Genomic DNA, 15,266 nt, shown 5'->3' on the forward strand with positions numbered 1-15,266 from the left:
GGGCCGGTACAAGTCACCAGGATTAGCCAGCAAGACTTCGATAACAAATTCAAGAAAGGAGAAACACCATGGCCGAAGCAAAAGTACTCAGTGGCGCGGGCCTGCGTGGCCAGGTGGCCGGTCAGACCGCGCTGTCGACCGTCGGCCAGGCCGGCGCCGGCCTGACCTACCGCGGCTATGACGTGCGCGACCTGGCCGCCGGCGCCGAGTTCGAGGAAGTCGCCTACCTGCTGCTGTACGGCGAGCTGCCGAGCAAGGCCGAGCTTGCCGACTACAAGCACAAGCTCAAGGGCCTGCGCGACCTGCCGCAAGCGCTGAAGGAAGTGCTGGAGCGCATCCCGCGCGATGCCCACCCGATGGACGTGATGCGCACCGGCTGCTCGGTGCTCGGCACCCTGGAGCCGGAACTGACCTTCGACGCCCAGCGCGAGAAGACCGACCGCCTGCTGGCGCTGTTCCCGGCGGTGATGTGCTACTGGTACCGCTTCACCCACCACGGCGTGCGTATCGATTGCACCAGCGACGAGGACACCCTCGGCGGCCACTTCCTGCACCTGCTGCACGGCAAGAAGCCGAGCGAGCTGCACGTCAAGGTGATGAACGTCTCGCTGATCCTCTACGCCGAGCACGAGTTCAACGCCTCGACCTTCACCGCCCGGGTCTGCGCCTCGACCCTGTCCGACCTGTACTCCTGCGTGACCGCGGCCATCGGCTCGCTGCGCGGCCCGCTGCACGGCGGCGCCAACGAGGCGGCGATGGAACTGATCGAGCGCTTCCAGACCCCGCAGGAGGCCACCGCCGAGCTGCTGCGCATGCTCGAGCGCAAGGACAAGATCATGGGCTTTGGCCATGCGATATACAAAGAGTCCGATCCGCGCAACGAGGTGATCAAGGGCTGGGCCAAGCAACTCGCCGACGAAGTCGGTGACACCGTGCTGTACCCGGTTTCCGAAGCCATCGACAAGACCATGTGGGAACAGAAGCGTCTGTTCCCCAACGCCGATTTCTACCATGCCTCGGCGTACCACTTCATGGGCATCCCGACCAAGCTGTTCACCCCGATCTTCGTCTGCTCGCGCCTGACCGGCTGGGCCGCGCACGTGTTCGAACAGCGCGCCAACAACCGCATCATCCGCCCGAGCGCCGAGTATGTCGGCGTCGAGCAGCGCCAGTTCGTGCCGATCGAGCAGCGTTGAGCTGAAGCCGCTGGGGCTGCCTTGCAGCCCTTTCGCGGCACAAGGCCGCTCCTACAGGGGGCGGCGCAACATCTGTAGGAGCGGCCTTGTGCCGCGAAAGGGGCGCGCAGCGCCCCCCGTGGCCTGACCTGCAGTCCGCATACCGTGACCGAGCCCGATAACGATATGAACACCGCATTCCGCAAGAACCTGCCAGGCACCGCCCTGGACTACTTCGACGCCCGTGCCGCGGTCGAGGCGATCAAGCCCGGCGCCTACGACGGCTTGCCATATACCTCCCGCGTACTGGCCGAAAACCTGGTGCGTCGCTGCGATCCGGCCACCCTCGACGCATCGCTCGAGCAACTGATCGAGCGCAAGCGCGACCTCGATTTCCCCTGGTTCCCGGCCCGCGTGGTGTGCCACGACATCCTTGGCCAGACCGCCCTGGTCGACCTCGCCGGGCTGCGCGACGCCATCGCCGACAAAGGCGGCGACCCGGCCGCGGTCAATCCGGTGGTGCCGGTGCAACTGATCGTCGACCATTCGCTGGCTGTGGAATGCGGTGGCTTCGACCCGCAGGCGTTCGACAAGAACCGCGCCATCGAGGATCGCCGTAATGAAGACCGTTTCCACTTCATCAACTGGACCAAGCAGGCGTTCAAGAACGTCGACGTGATCCAGCCGGGCAACGGCATCATGCACCAGATCAACCTGGAGAAGATGTCGCCGGTGATCCACAACGATCACGGCGTGGCCTACCCGGACACCTGCGTCGGCACCGACAGCCACACCCCGCACGTGGATGCCCTGGGTGTGATCGCCATCGGCGTCGGCGGCCTGGAGGCCGAGAACGTGATGCTCGGCCGCGCCTCGTGGATGCGCCTGCCGGAGATCGTCGGCGTCGAGTTGACCGGTCGCCTGGCGCCGAACATCACCGCCACCGACCTGGTGCTGGCGCTCACCGAGTTCCTGCGCAAGCAGAAGGTGGTCGGCGCCTACCTGGAGTTCCACGGTGCCGGCGCCAGCGCGCTGACCCTGGGCGACCGCGCCACCATCTCCAACATGGCCCCGGAATACGGCGCCACTGCGGCGATGTTCGCCATCGACCAGCAGACCATCGACTACCTCAAGCTCACCGGCCGCGATGACCAGCAGGTGCAGCTGGTGGAGACCTACGCCAAGGCCACCGGCCTGTGGGCCGACAGCCTGGCCAAGGCCGAGTACGAGCGTACCCTGAGCTTCGACCTGTCGAGCGTGGTGCGCAACATGGCCGGCCCGTCCAACCCGCACGCCCGGGTGGCCACCAGCGACCTGGCGGCCAAGGGCATCGCCGGCCAGTGGGAAGAAGTGCCGGGGCAGATGCCGGATGGCGCGGTGATCATCGCCGCCATCACCAGCTGCACCAACACCAGCAACCCGCGCAACGTGATCGCCGCCGGCCTGCTGGCGCGCAACGCCAACAAGCTCGGCCTGGTCCGCAAGCCATGGGTCAAGTCGTCGCTGGCGCCGGGCTCCAAGGCCGTGCAGCTGTACCTCAAGGAAGCAGGGCTGGAGCAGGAACTGGAGCAACTGGGCTTTGGTATCGTCGCCTTCGCCTGCACCACCTGCAACGGCATGTCCGGCGCGCTGGACCCGGTGATCCAGCAGGAGATCATCGACCGCGACCTGTACGCCACCGCCGTGCTGTCGGGCAACCGCAACTTCGACGGGCGCATCCACCCGTACGCCAAGCAGGCGTTCCTGGCTTCGCCGCCGTTGGTGGTGGCCTATGCCATCGCCGGCACCATCCGCTTCGATATCGAGAAGGATGTGCTGGGCTTGGTCGACGGCAAGGAGATTCGTCTGAAGGATATCTGGCCGAGCGATGAAGAGATCGACGCCGTGGTGCGCGCCTCGGTCAAGCCCGAGCAGTTCCGCCAGGTGTACATCCCAATGTTCACCATCGAGGAGGACAAGGGGCCGAAGGTCGCGCCGCTGTACGACTGGCGCCCGATGAGCACCTACATTCGCCGCCCGCCTTACTGGGAAGGCGCCCTGGCCGGTGAGCGCACCTTGCGCGGCATGCGCCCGCTGGCGGTGCTGCCGGACAACATCACCACCGATCACCTGTCGCCGTCCAACGCCATCATGCTCGACAGCGCCGCGGGTGAGTACCTGGCGAAGATGGGCCTGCCAGAGGAGGACTTCAACTCCTATGCCACCCACCGCGGTGACCACCTGACCGCCCAGCGCGCCACTTTCGCCAACCCCAAGCTGTTCAACGAGATGGTGCGCAAGGACGACGGCAGCGTGAAGCAGGGTTCGCTGGCGCGTATCGAGCCGGAAGGCAAGGTGACCCGCATGTGGGAGGCCATTGAGACCTACATGCAGCGCAAGCAGCCGCTGATCATCGTTGCCGGTGCCGACTACGGCCAGGGTTCGTCCCGTGACTGGGCAGCCAAGGGCGTGCGCCTGGCCGGTGTCGAGGCGATCGTCGCCGAAGGCTTCGAGCGCATCCACCGCACCAACCTGGTGGGCATGGGCGTGCTGCCGCTGGAGTTCAAGCCGGGCACCGACCGCAAGACCCTGGGCCTGGATGGCAGCGAGACGTACGACGTGCTCGGTGAGCGCACGCCGCGGGCGACGCTGACCCTGGTGGTGACGCGACGCAACGGCGAGCGTGTCGAGGTGCCGGTGACCTGCCGCCTGGATACCGCCGAAGAGGTGTCGATCTACGAGGCGGGTGGCGTGTTGCAGCGCTTTGCCCAGGACTTCCTGGAAGGCGCGGCCTGAGTGAGCGGGGCCGCGTTGCGGCCCTTTCGCGGCACAAGGCCGCTCCTACAGAGAGACGCGCTCGCCTGTAGGAGCGGCCTTGTGCCGCGAAAGGGCTGCAACGCAGCCCCAGGGATGTTCGCCGAAACGAAAAGATCAGGAAGCACGACAATGGCCCACGTACCCCAAGTAAAAATCCCCGCCACCTACCTCCGTGGCGGCACCAGCAAAGGCGTGTTCTTCCGCCTCCAGGACCTGCCCGAGCAGGCGCAGATTCCTGGCCCGGCCCGCGACGCCCTGCTGCTGCGGGTGATCGGCAGCCCCGACCCGTACGGCAAGCAGATCGACGGCATGGGCGGCGCCACCTCCAGCACCAGCAAGACAGTGATCCTGTCCAAGAGCATCAAGCCCGACCACGACGTCGACTACCTGTTCGGCCAGGTCTCGATCGACAAAGCCTTCGTCGACTGGAGCGGCAACTGCGGCAACCTGTCCGCCGCGGTCGGCTCGTTCGCCATCAGCAGCGGGCTGGTCGATGCCGCGCGCATTCCGCGCAATGGCATCGCCACCGTGCGGATCTGGCAGGCCAACATCGGCAAGACGATCATCGCCCATGTGCCGATCACCGAAGGCGAGGTGCAGGAAACCGGCGATTTCGAGCTCGACGGCGTGACCTTCCCGGCCGCCGAGGTGCAGCTGGAATTCCTCGACCCGGCCGCCGACGAGGACGGTGAGGGTGGGGCGATGTTCCCCACCGGCAACCTGGTCGACGACCTCGAGGTGCCGGGTGTCGGCACCTTCAAGGCGACCCTGATCAATGCCGGCATCCCGACCATCTTCGTCAATGCCGCCGATATCGGCTATACCGGTACCGAGCTGCAGGACGCCATCAATGGCGATGCTGCGGCATTGCAGCGTTTCGAGACCATCCGTGCCCATGGCGCGGTGCGCATGGGGCTGATCGAGCACATCGACCAGGCCGCCGGACGCCAGCACACGCCGAAGGTGGCGTTCGTCGCAGCGCCGACCGGCTATACCTCCTCCAGTGGCAAGGTTGTTGCCGCCGAGGACGTCGACCTGCTGGTGCGTGCGCTGTCGATGGGCAAGCTGCACCACGCGATGATGGGTACTGCGGCGGTCGCGATTGGCACTGCCGCAGCGATCCCGGGGACGCTGGTCAACCTTGCCGCCGGTGGCGGAGAACGAAGTGCCGTGCGTTTCGGCCATCCGTCCGGGACGTTGCGGGTCGGGGCCGAGGCGCGTCGAGTGGACGGGCAATGGACCGTGACCAAGGCAATCATGAGCCGAAGTGCTCGGGTGCTGATGGAGGGCTGGGTGCGCGTGCCTGGCGATAGTTTCTAAGGCATCAGTGGCGTTCGGCTTTCGTTGGTTGGGGCCGCTTTGCGGCCCTTTCGCGGCACAAGGCCGCTCCTACAGAGGATTGCACTCTCCCTGTAGGAGCGGCCTTGTGCCGCGAAAGGGCTGCAGAGCAGCCCCGGCAATCCAGAAGGGAGCTGTATATGAGCGCAAACGTAGACCTCAACACCCGCCCCGACTACGACCAGGTCCTGCAGACCCTCGCCGACTATGTGCTCGGCTATCGCGTCGATTCCCCCGAAGCCCTCAGCACCGCCCGCCATTGCCTGATGGACACCCTGGGCTGCGGCCTGCTGGCCCTGCGCTTCCCCGAATGCACCAAGCACCTCGGCCCGCTGGTCGAGGGCACCCTCGTTCCCCATGGCGCCCGCGTACCCGGCACCAGCTACCGTCTCGACCCGGTCAAGGCCGCCTGGGATATCGGCTGCATCGTCCGCTGGCTGGACTACAACGACACCTGGCTGGCGGCGGAGTGGGGCCATCCCTCGGACAACCTCGGCGGCATCCTGGCGGTCACCGACCACCTGTCGCAGAAGCGCGTGGCCATCGGCGAGGCGCCCCTGGTCATGCGCGAGGTGCTCGATGCCATGGTCATGGCCCACGAGATCCAGGGCGTGCTGGCGCTGGAGAACTCGTTCAACCGGGTCGGCCTGGACCATGTGCTGCTGGTCAAGGTCGCCTCCACGGCGGTCTGCGCCAGGCTAATGGGCGCCAATCGCGAGCAACTGCTGTCGGCGCTGTCCCACGCCTTCGTCGACGGCCAGGCCCTGCGCACCTACCGCCATGCGCCCAATGCCGGCTCGCGCAAGTCATGGGCGGCGGGGGATGCCTCCAGCCGCGGCGTGCGCCTGGCCGATATCGCCCTGCGCGGCGAGATGGGCGTGCCCGGCGCGCTGACCGCCAGGCAGTGGGGCTTCTACGATGTGTCGTTCAGCCACACCAACAAGGACCTGGCGCTCAAGCCCGAGCCGCTGCGTGAACTGCGCCTGCCGCAGCCGTTGGGCAGCTACGTGATGGAAAATGTGCTGTTCAAGATCAGTTTCCCCGCCGAGTTCCACGCCCAGACCGCCTGCGAAGCCGCGGTGACCCTGCATCCGCAAGTGCGCAACCGCCTGCACGAGATCGACCGGATCGTCATCACCACCCATGAGTCGGCAATCCGCATCATTTCCAAGGAGGGGCCGCTGGCCAACGCCGCAGACCGTGACCACTGCCTGCAGTACATGACAGCCGTGCCGCTGATCTTCGGCGAGCTGGTGGCCGAGCACTACGAGGATGCCTTCCATGCCGCGCACCCGAGCATCGACCGACTGCGCGAGAAGATGGTGATCGTCGAGGAGCCGCGTTTCAGCCGCGAGTACCTGGAGGCCGACAAGCGCTCCATCGCCAATGGCGTGCAGGTGTTCTTCAAGGACGGTTCGCACACCCCCCAGGTGGTGGTGGAGTACCCGATCGGGCATCGGCGGCGGCGGGAGGAGGGGATGCCGTTGCTCGAGGCCAAGTTCAGGGAGAACCTGGCGACGCGGTTTGCGCGGCAGCGTTGTGAGGCGATCCTGGATGTGTGCAAGGATCAGCAGACGCTGGAGGCCATGCCGGTGCACAGGTTCGTTGATCTGTTCGTTATCTGAGGCTGCCTGTTCCGGCCTCTTCGCGGCTAAAGCCGCTCCCACAGGTCTATCGTGATCTTGAAGAGTTCGGGTTTCCTGTGGGAGCGGCTTTAGCCGCGAAGAGGCCAGCAAAGCCAACACAAGCCAACAAAAAAGCCCCGGTATCGCTACCGGGGCTTTCGCTTACAACGTACTGCTCAGCTTACGCCTGAACCACCGGGATCTTGGCGTTGGCCGCCGCTTCGCGGAACTCGGCGATCTGGTCGAAGCTCAGGTAGCGGTAAACGTCGGCAGCCATGCTGTCGATGTCTTTCGCGTACTGCATGTACTCTTCGACGGTCGGCAGCTTGCCGATGATCGAAGCCACAGCAGCCAGCTCGGCCGAGGCCAGGTACACGTTGGTGGCGTCGCCCAGACGGTTCGGGAAGTTACGGGTCGAAGTGGAGACCACGGTGGAACCGGTCTGCACACGTGCCTGGTTACCCATGCACAGCGAGCAGCCTGGCATTTCCATGCGCGCGCCAGCCTTGCCGTAGATGCCGTAGTAGCCTTCTTCGGTCAGCTGGTGGGCGTCCATCTTGGTTGGCGGGGCCAGCCACAGACGGGTCGGGATACCACCCTTGACCTTGTCCAGCAGCTTGCCGGCGGCGCGGAAGTGACCGATGTTGGTCATGCACGAACCGATGAACACTTCGTCGATCTTCTCGCCCTGTACCGAGGACAGCAGGCGGGCATCGTCCGGGTCGTTCGGCGCGCAGAGCACAGGCTCTTTAACGTCGGCCAGGTCGATCTCGATGATCTCGGCGTATTCGGCATCGGCGTCGGCCGACAGCAGCTCAGGCTTGGCCAGCCAGGCTTCCATGGCCTGGGCGCGGCGCTCCAGGGTGCGGGCATCGCCGTAGCCTTCGCCGATCATCCAGCGCAGCAGGGTGATGTTGGACTGCAGGTACTCGGCGATGGCCTTCTCTGGCAGCTTGATGGTGCAACCGGCGGCGGAACGTTCGGCCGAGGCGTCGGACAGCTCGAAAGCTTGCTCGACGGTCAGGTCGTTCAGGCCTTCGATCTCCAGGATGCGGCCGGAGAAGGCGTTCTTCTTGCCTTTCTTCTCGACGGTCAGCAGGCCCTTCTGGATCGCGTAGTAAGGGATGGCATGGACCAGGTCACGCAGGGTGATGCCAGGCTGCAGCTTGCCCTTGAAGCGGACCAGGATCGACTCCGGCATGTCCAGCGGCATGACGCCGGTAGCGGCGGCGAAGGCCACGAGGCCGGAACCGGCCGGGAACGAGATGCCGATCGGGAAGCGGGTGTGCGAGTCGCCACCGGTGCCGACGGTGTCAGGCATCAGCATGCGGTTCAGCCAGCTGTGGATGATGCCGTCGCCCGGGCGCAGCGACACGCCGCCACGGGTGCGGATGAAGTCTGGCAGGGTGTGGTGGGTGGTGACGTCGATCGGCTTCGGATAGGCCGCGGTGTGGCAGAACGACTGCATCACCAGGTCGGCGGAGAAGCCCAGGCACGCCAGGTCTTTCAGCTCGTCGCGGGTCATCGGGCCCGTGGTGTCCTGGGAGCCGACGGTGGTCATCTTCGGCTCGCAGTAGGCACCTGGACGCACGCCCTGGCCTTCCGGCAGGCCGCAGGCGCGACCGACCATCTTCTGCGCCAGGGTGAAGCCCTTGGTCGAAGCGGCTGGCTGCTCGGGTTTCTTGAACAGGTCGGAAGCCCCCAGGCCGAGTTCGGCACGGGCTTTCTCGGTCAGGCCACGGCCAACGATCAGCGGAATACGGCCGCCGGCGCGGACTTCGTCGAGCAGTACTTCGGTCTTCAGCTCGAAGCTGGTGACCAGTTCGTCGCTGCCATGACGGCGTACTTCACCTTTGAACGGGTAGACGTCGATGACGTCGCCCATGCCCAGGTTGGTGCAGTCGAACTCGATCGGCAGGGCGCCGGCGTCTTCCATGGTGTTGTAGAAGATCGGGGCGATCTTGGTGCCGAAGCAGAAACCACCGGCGCGCTTGTTCGGAACAAACGGGATGTCGTCGCCGAAGAACCACAGCACCGAGTTGGTGGCGGACTTACGCGAGGAGCCGGTACCGACCACGTCACCGACGTAGGCAACCGGGAAGCCCTTGGCCTTGACCGCTTCGATCTGGGCCAGCGGGCCGACCGAACCTGGCTGCGAAGGCTCGATGCCGTCGCGGGCCATCTTCAGCATGGCCAGGGCGTGCAGCGGGATGTCAGGGCGCGACCAGGCGTCCGGGGCAGGGGACAGGTCGTCGGTGTTGGTTTCGCCAGGCACCTTGAACACGGTCAGGGTGTACTTGTCGGCGATCGCCGGACGGCTGGTGAACCACTCGCCGGCAGCCCAGGACTCCAGCACGGCCTTGGCGTGGGCGTTGCCCGCCTTGGCTTTTTCGGCCACATCGTGGAAGGCATCGAACATCAGCAGGGTGTGCTTGAGCTGTTCGGCCGCGACGGCGCCCAGTTCGGCGTCGTCCAGCAGCGCGACCAGCGTTTCGATGTTGTAGCCGCCCTGCATGGTGCCGAGCAGCTCGGTGGCGTGCTTGCGGTCGATCAGCGGGGACTTGGTTTCACCCTTGGCGACGGCGGAGAGGAAAGCGGCCTTGACGTAGGCGGCTTCGTCGACTCCTGGCGGAACGCGGTTGGTGATCAGGTCTACGAGGAAGGCTTCTTCGCCGGCCGGCGGGTTTTTCAGCAGCTCGACCAGGCCTGCAGTTTGTTCGGCGTTCAGCGGCTGGGGCACGATACCCAGAGCGGCACGCTCTTCGATGTGTTTGCGGTAGGCTTCAAGCACAGTTATTACCCTCATCAGTGGTCCCTAAAGGGAGTCCGGGACGCTCATCCAGCATTCCATGCACCCATGCGCTCAAGACGGCTTTTTGAGCCGGCAAGCCAGGGTCGCAGAGAATCCTTACAGAAGCTGCTTTCAAAGTTTTACGCCTGTAGAACGGAGGCTGATGAGGGGTTGGCCATGGCCATGCGCGCTTGCATGGACAGGGCCAACGCCGTTCTACCGGATGAACTGTGCTCGTGACGCTTTGAAAACAGCTTCCAACGGACATTGTTGCCTTGAAAAGGCGGAGTGATTCTACGGCAAAAATAAGCCGAAAGTAAGGCGGCGAAGATGACTTTAACGGGTGACCCTGGTTAGACAAAGGGCTAACATGAACCGGTGTTCCACCGCCAAGCCGTTGTTTCTACATGTCCAACCAATCCATCAAGACCCCTTGCGTCGGCCTGTGCTCCACGGTCTACGGCGACCTGGTGTGCCGCGGCTGCAAGCGCTTTCACCACGAAGTGATCCACTGGAACGGCTACGACGACGAGCAGAAGCGCGCCGTGTGGCTGCGCCTGGAGCAACTGCTGGTGCAGGTGATGATGGCCAAGCTGGAAGTGTTCGACAAAGAGCTGCTGCGCCAGCAGCTGGAGCAGCGCTCGATCCGTTTCGTGGCGCAGCAGTCGGAGTATTGCTGGGCGTATCAGCTGATCGCCCGTGGGGCGCGGATGATTCGTGACCTGGAGGCGTACGGGATGGCGCTGTTGCCGGAGTTCCGCGACTGGGACCTGCCGCAGTTGCGCGATGCCATCGACCGGGAATTCTTTCTGTTGTCGGAGGCGCATTACCAGCGCTATATCGCGCCGAGCTTTCTGCGTGATGCCCTGGATCGCGGGCAGGACTGAAGCTCTGGGGTGATAGTGCTGGCCTCTTCGCGGGTTTACCCGCGAAAAGGCCGGTGCAGATCAGTCACCGGTGTACTCGCACCCGCTGGTGCAGGTCTCATGGATGCGCACCTTCGACAACTCCGGCAGCAGCGGCTTGACCTGCTCCCAGATCCACTTGGCGATCACTTCACTGGTGGGGTTTTCCAGGCCGGGAATATCGTTCAGGTAGTTGTGGTCCAGTTGCTCGTAGATCGGCTTGAAGATCGCCTTGATCTCCGAGAAATCGCGGATCCAGCCGGTGTGCGGATCGAGCGGGCCGGTCAGGTGCAGGGCGACCTTGAACGAGTGGCCATGCAGGCGACCACACTTGTGGCCGGCAGGGACGTTGGGCAGGCGGTGAGCCGATTCGAAGGTAAATTCCTTAAAGATTTCCACGCTGGCATAACTCTGTGTGAATCAACGATGCGCGCAGTCTACCAGCATGCCCGCTACAAGGCTTGCAACCGATCCTGCAACCGCTCGGTGGCGATCAGTTCCAGCAGCTCGTCGCCCAGGCGCCGGCTTTCGGCCATGGCCTGGTACCAGTAGCGCCTGCGGCCCGGCGCATCACCCATGAAACGCTTGAAGTCGTTGCGGTCCGGCAGCTTGCCGTAGGGCAGGGCGGCCAGGTACTGCGGCGACGGGGTCATCAGCAGCACGTTCTGCAGGCGCGTGGCGTCGCCCTTGCGCCAGGGCAGGGCCTTGTCGAACCAGCCGGGCACCACTTTGTCGGTGAAGTGCGGGTAGAGCACCAGGTCGTCGCCCTGGTAGGGCAGGTCCAGGTGATAGTCGAGCAGGCCGCCGTCGCGGTAGGTGCCGGCCCCGGCGCCGGGGATGTCGCGCACGCCTTCCATGACCATGGGGATCGAGCCCGAGGCGAGCAGGGCGTGGCGCAGGTTGGCCAGGTCCAGCGGCAGGCTGCGCGACGGGAAGTCGGTCAGTGGCTCCAGTGGCGGCGCGGCGCGTTGGTCGTGGAGGATGACCCGCTCGAAATGCCGGCCCAGGCGCGCGCGCCCCAGCAGGTTGCTGGCGATCACCGAGGACAGGCCCATGCCCAGGCGGCCGCGGTGGTCGTGGGCGAGCTGGCCATGGCTCTTCACCACCAGGATGTTCAGGCGGTAGTGCGGGTTGGCCAGGACCTGCCCGTCGCGGCCCTGCAGCAGGTCGTCGAGCATGCGCTGGCAGCTCTGGCTGATCGCTTTCGGCGTCACGCCCTTGGCGAAGTCCTGCTCGGTGTACAGCTCGCCCAGGCGGCGGATGCCGGCGACCGGGTCGTCGAGGCAGGCGCTGGCGAAGCGCCAGGCACCGATCGAGGCGCCGATCAGCGCACGCTGGCGCGGCGCGCTGGGCAGCCACTCACCGAACAGCGCCAGGTCCAGGCCCTGGATCCCCAGCGGCTTGGGGCCGCCGGCGGCGCCCGGCAGCACACCGACATCTTCGGCCCGCAGGCCGCGCTCGCGGATCTGCCGCAGGGCACGCTGGCCGGCCTTGAAGGTCAGGGCGGGGTACTTGATGTGGATGGCGCTCATGGCGGGGTCTCGGGTGGGGCAGGCGGGCAGTATAGAGTGTATCGCTGGGCTGGACGTACACATCCCCCTCTGTAGGAGCGGCCTTGTGCCGCGAAAGGGCTGCAAAGCAGCCCCGGCGATCTTTGCATCAACGCTGAAATCCCGGGGCTGCTTTGCAGCCCTTTCGCGGCACAAGGCCGCTCCTACAAAGGGACAGCGTACGGGCTCATATGAGCTGCGCTATCATGCGGCCAGCTGTTTTCAGGTTGAGTTAAGGACCGGTGGTTAATCTTAACCCCGTAGACAAATTACATATCTCGCTGGAGAGAACCTCATGAAAACTTTGACTGCCCTTGTTACTGCCGCTGCCCTGACGTTTGGCGCCAGCGTTGCCCTGGCCGATGTGCCGGCTCACGAGATCAGTGGCCTGGAAAAGGCCGGTACCGTTCAGTCGCTGCAAAAAATCGCAGACATCGCCAAGGCCAAGCACCCGGGCGCCACCATCACCGATTCCGAGCTGGAAAACACCTATGGCCGCTACGTGCTCAAGGTCGAGCTGCGTGATGCGCAGAACGCCGAGTGGGACGTGGACGTCGATGCCAAGACTGGTGAAGTGCTGCGGGACGCCCGGGACAACTGATGGGCGATCTACCGCGAACGACGCGCTATCTTGCCTTCGCATTGATGACCGTCTGCTCGCTGGCCGCCGCGCGCGACCTGGATCAGGATGAAGCCCTGGCCCTTCGGCAAAAGGGCATCATCCTGCCGCTGGAGCAACTGCTCGAGTCCGCCCTGGGGCGTTACCCCGGGGCGCGGCTGCTGGAGGCGGAGCTGGAAGAGAAGCACGAGCGCTACGAGTACGAGGTCGAACTGCTGACCCCGGCCGGCGTGGTGCGCGAGATCAAGCTCGACGCCCGCACCGGCGAGTTGCTCAAAGACGAGGAAGACGACTGAATGCGCCTGCTGCTTGTCGAGGACAATGTCCCCCTGGCCGACGAACTGACCGCCGCCCTGCAACGCCAGGGCTACGCCGTGGACTGGCTGGCCGATGGCCGCGACGCGGTGTACCAGGGCCAGAGCGAACCCTACGACCTGATCATCCTCGACCTCGGCCTGCCCGGCTTGCCGGGGCTCGAGGTACTGGCGCAGTGGCGCGCGGCCAGCCTGGCCACCCCGGTGCTGATCCTTACCGCTCGCGGTTCCTGGGCTGAGCGGATCGAGGGGCTCAAGGCCGGCGCCGACGATTACCTGAGCAAGCCCTTCCACCCCGAGGAGCTGCAACTGCGTATCCAGGCCTTGCTGCGCCGGGCCAAGGGGCTGGCCAACCAGCCGAAGCTGGAAGCGGCCGGCCTGCACCTGGACGAATCGCGCCAGTGCGTGAGCCGCGAGGGTATCGATGTCCAGCTCACCGCGGCCGAGTTCCGCCTGCTGCGCTACTTCATGCTGCACCCGGGGCAGGTGTTGTCCAAGAGCCACCTGGCCGAGCACCTGTATGACGGTGAAACCGAGCGCGACTCCAACGTGCTGGAAGTGCACGTCAATCACCTGCGGCGCAAACTCGGCCGCAGCGTGATCGAGACCCGTCGCGGCCAGGGCTACGTGTACGCCGGGAGCGCCGCGTGAAGTCGATCCAGGCGCGCCTGAGCCTGGGCCTGGTAGCGGTACTGGTGGTGGTGGGGCTGGCCCTGGCGCAGTTGACCCTGTGGCTGTTCGAGGCCGGTCTGCAGCGCTACCTGGAAGCGGGCCTGCGCAAGGAGAGCGAGAACCTGCTGGTGGCGCTGGTGCGCGGCCCGTCCGGCTTGCAACTGGACGAGCGACGGCTGTCGGCGGCCTACCAGCAGCCGTTCTCGGGCTACTACTTCCGCATCGATTTCGACCAGGGTACCTGGCGCTCGCGTTCGCTGTGGGACCTGGACATGCCCAAGCCCGGCAAGCCCGGGCTGGATGACGGCCACGAGCTGGGGCCCGAGGGCCAGCAACTGCTGGCCTATCGCGGCGATTACCGACGCCTGGGGCAGGACATCTCGATCAGCGTGGCCCAGGACTATTCGCCGGTGCGCGAGGGCTTCCGGCACATGCAGCAGATCGGCCTGGGCCTGGGCCTGGTGGCGTTGCTGCTGGTGCTGGTGCTGCAGCGCATCACCGTGACCCGCTCGCTGCGCCCGCTGGAACGGGCGCGTCAGCAGATCGCCCAGCTGCAGCAGGGCCAGCGTTCGCAACTGGACGCCGAGGTGCCCAGCGAGCTGCAACCCTTGGTGGACCAGATCAACCATCTGCTGGCCCATACCGAGGACAGCCTGCGGCGCTCGCGCAATGCACTGGGCAACCTCGGTCATGCCTTGAAGACACCCTTGGCGGTGCTGCTCAGCCTGGCCGCCAGCGAGCGCCTGCAGGCGCTGCCCGAGGTGCGTGCGCAGATGCGCGAGCAACTGGAGCAGATACAGCAGCGCCTGGCCCGCGAGCTCAATCGCGCACGCCTGGCCGGTGACGCGCTGCCGGGCGCGCAGTTCGACTGTGATGCCGAGTTGCCAGGGCTGCTGGCGACGCTGGGCATGATCCATGGCGAGGGCCTGCTGCTTGAGCGCGATGTACCGTCCGGCCTGTTGCTGCCCTGGGACCGCGAGGACCTGCTGGAACTGCTCGGCAACCTGCTGGACAACGCCTGCAAATGGGCCGACAGCGAGGTGCGCCTGGGCATCGCGCCGACCGCCGAGGGTTACCGGCTGTGGGTGGACGACGATGGTCCGGGCATCCCTGAGGCGCAGCGCCTGCAGGTGCTCGAGCGCGGCTCGCGGCTGGACGAGCAGGTCGATGGCCATGGCCTGGGGCTGGGTATCGTGCGCGATATCGTCGAGGCCTGGGGCGGGCGCATCGCGCTGCTGGAAAGCCCACAGGGCGGGCTGCGGGTCAGTATCGAACTGCCGCGAAAAGGACGTTGATCGGCGTGCACAACCCCCTGTAGGAGCGGCCTTGTGCCGCGAAAGGGCTGCGCAGCAGCCCCGACGATTTTGCATGATGTAGAGATCGTGGGGCCGCTACGCGCCCCTTTCGCGGCACAAGGCCGCTCCTACAGGGGATTGCAAAACTCGGATCAACCCTGCAAAAAAATTGCAGTTCAGCCGCAG

The 15,266-nt window shown here is 65.5% G+C and carries 12 protein-coding genes; 9 read left to right on the plus strand and 3 right to left on the minus strand.

The features are described from left to right. Nucleotides 1-68: 68 nt before the first annotated feature. The 4 genes from prpC to prpD all read left to right on the plus strand — a co-directional run bounded on the left by prpC (nt 69) and on the right by prpD (nt 6,934). A complete protein-coding gene (prpC, locus tag POF53_RS07925) occupies nt 69-1,196 on the plus strand; it encodes a bifunctional 2-methylcitrate synthase/citrate synthase (protein WP_475861314.1) in 1,128 nt (375 codons plus the stop codon). Nucleotides 1,197-1,361: 165 nt separating this feature from the next. Continuing rightward, nucleotides 1,362-3,950: a Fe/S-dependent 2-methylisocitrate dehydratase AcnD gene (gene acnD / locus POF53_RS07930; protein WP_498967123.1), complete on the plus strand. Its 2,589-nt coding sequence runs from the start codon at nt 1,362-1,364 to the stop codon at nt 3,948-3,950. 150 nt (nt 3,951-4,100) lie between these two features. After that, the gene (prpF, locus tag POF53_RS07935; RefSeq protein ID WP_498967125.1) at nt 4,101-5,291 is read left to right on the plus strand and encodes a 2-methylaconitate cis-trans isomerase PrpF; all 1,191 of its coding nucleotides are present in this window, start codon (nt 4,101-4,103) and stop codon (nt 5,289-5,291) included. 158 nt (nt 5,292-5,449) lie between these two features. Beyond that, nucleotides 5,450-6,934, plus strand: a complete 1,485-nt coding sequence (gene prpD, locus POF53_RS07940) for a 2-methylcitrate dehydratase (RefSeq protein WP_498967127.1) — start codon at nt 5,450-5,452, stop codon at nt 6,932-6,934. A 181-nt stretch (nt 6,935-7,115) separates the two neighbouring features. Here the strand turns inward: prpD and acnB are convergent, their stop codons facing one another. Continuing rightward, a complete protein-coding gene (acnB, locus tag POF53_RS07945) occupies nt 7,116-9,725 on the minus strand; it encodes a bifunctional aconitate hydratase 2/2-methylisocitrate dehydratase (RefSeq protein ID WP_203652677.1) in 2,610 nt (869 codons plus the stop codon). A gap of 407 nt (nt 9,726-10,132) precedes the next feature. Here acnB and POF53_RS07950 point away from each other — a divergent pair, with 407 nt between their 5' ends. After that, nucleotides 10,133-10,612, plus strand: a complete 480-nt coding sequence (locus POF53_RS07950; protein ID WP_203647356.1) for a DUF1289 domain-containing protein — start codon at nt 10,133-10,135, stop codon at nt 10,610-10,612. Nucleotides 10,613-10,672: 60 nt separating this feature from the next. On the opposite strand, the gene queD is transcribed toward POF53_RS07950, so the two are convergent. Both queD and POF53_RS07960 read right to left on the minus strand, forming a co-directional pair. After that, nucleotides 10,673-11,029 carry a 6-carboxytetrahydropterin synthase QueD gene (gene queD / locus POF53_RS07955; RefSeq protein WP_011533154.1) on the minus strand — a complete coding sequence of 119 codons (357 nt, stop codon included), beginning with the start codon at nt 11,027-11,029 and terminating at the stop codon, nt 10,673-10,675. A 53-nt stretch (nt 11,030-11,082) separates the two neighbouring features. After that, entirely contained in the window at nt 11,083-12,162 is a 1,080-nt protein-coding gene (locus POF53_RS07960) for a patatin-like phospholipase domain-containing protein (protein ID WP_232855884.1), read from the minus strand. Nucleotides 12,163-12,475: 313 nt separating this feature from the next. Between POF53_RS07960 and POF53_RS07965 the strand changes: the two genes are divergently transcribed. From POF53_RS07965 to POF53_RS07980, 4 genes are read left to right on the plus strand one after another with little or no spacing between them, the layout of a single operon-like run. Continuing rightward, nucleotides 12,476-12,781, plus strand: coding sequence for a PepSY domain-containing protein (locus POF53_RS07965; protein ID WP_234562621.1), 306 nt, complete (start codon nt 12,476-12,478; stop codon nt 12,779-12,781). Next, the gene (locus POF53_RS07970) at nt 12,781-13,095 is read left to right on the plus strand and encodes a PepSY domain-containing protein (protein ID WP_203647354.1); all 315 of its coding nucleotides are present in this window, start codon (nt 12,781-12,783) and stop codon (nt 13,093-13,095) included. Before POF53_RS07965 ends, POF53_RS07970 begins: the two co-directional genes overlap by 1 nt. Beyond that, a complete protein-coding gene (locus POF53_RS07975) occupies nt 13,096-13,764 on the plus strand; it encodes a response regulator transcription factor (RefSeq protein WP_232855886.1) in 669 nt (222 codons plus the stop codon). Further along, on the plus strand, nt 13,761-15,080 hold the full coding sequence (locus POF53_RS07980) for a sensor histidine kinase (RefSeq protein ID WP_203647353.1): 1,320 nt from the start codon (nt 13,761-13,763) through the stop codon (nt 15,078-15,080). The genes POF53_RS07975 and POF53_RS07980 overlap by 4 nt, the downstream gene beginning before the upstream one ends. The last annotated feature ends 186 nt before the right edge of the window (nt 15,081-15,266 follow it).

It is taken from the genome of Mitsuaria sp. RG (assembly GCF_028369275.1).
In the GTDB taxonomy this organism is placed as follows: domain Bacteria; phylum Pseudomonadota; class Gammaproteobacteria; order Pseudomonadales; family Pseudomonadaceae; genus Aquipseudomonas; species Aquipseudomonas peradeniyensis.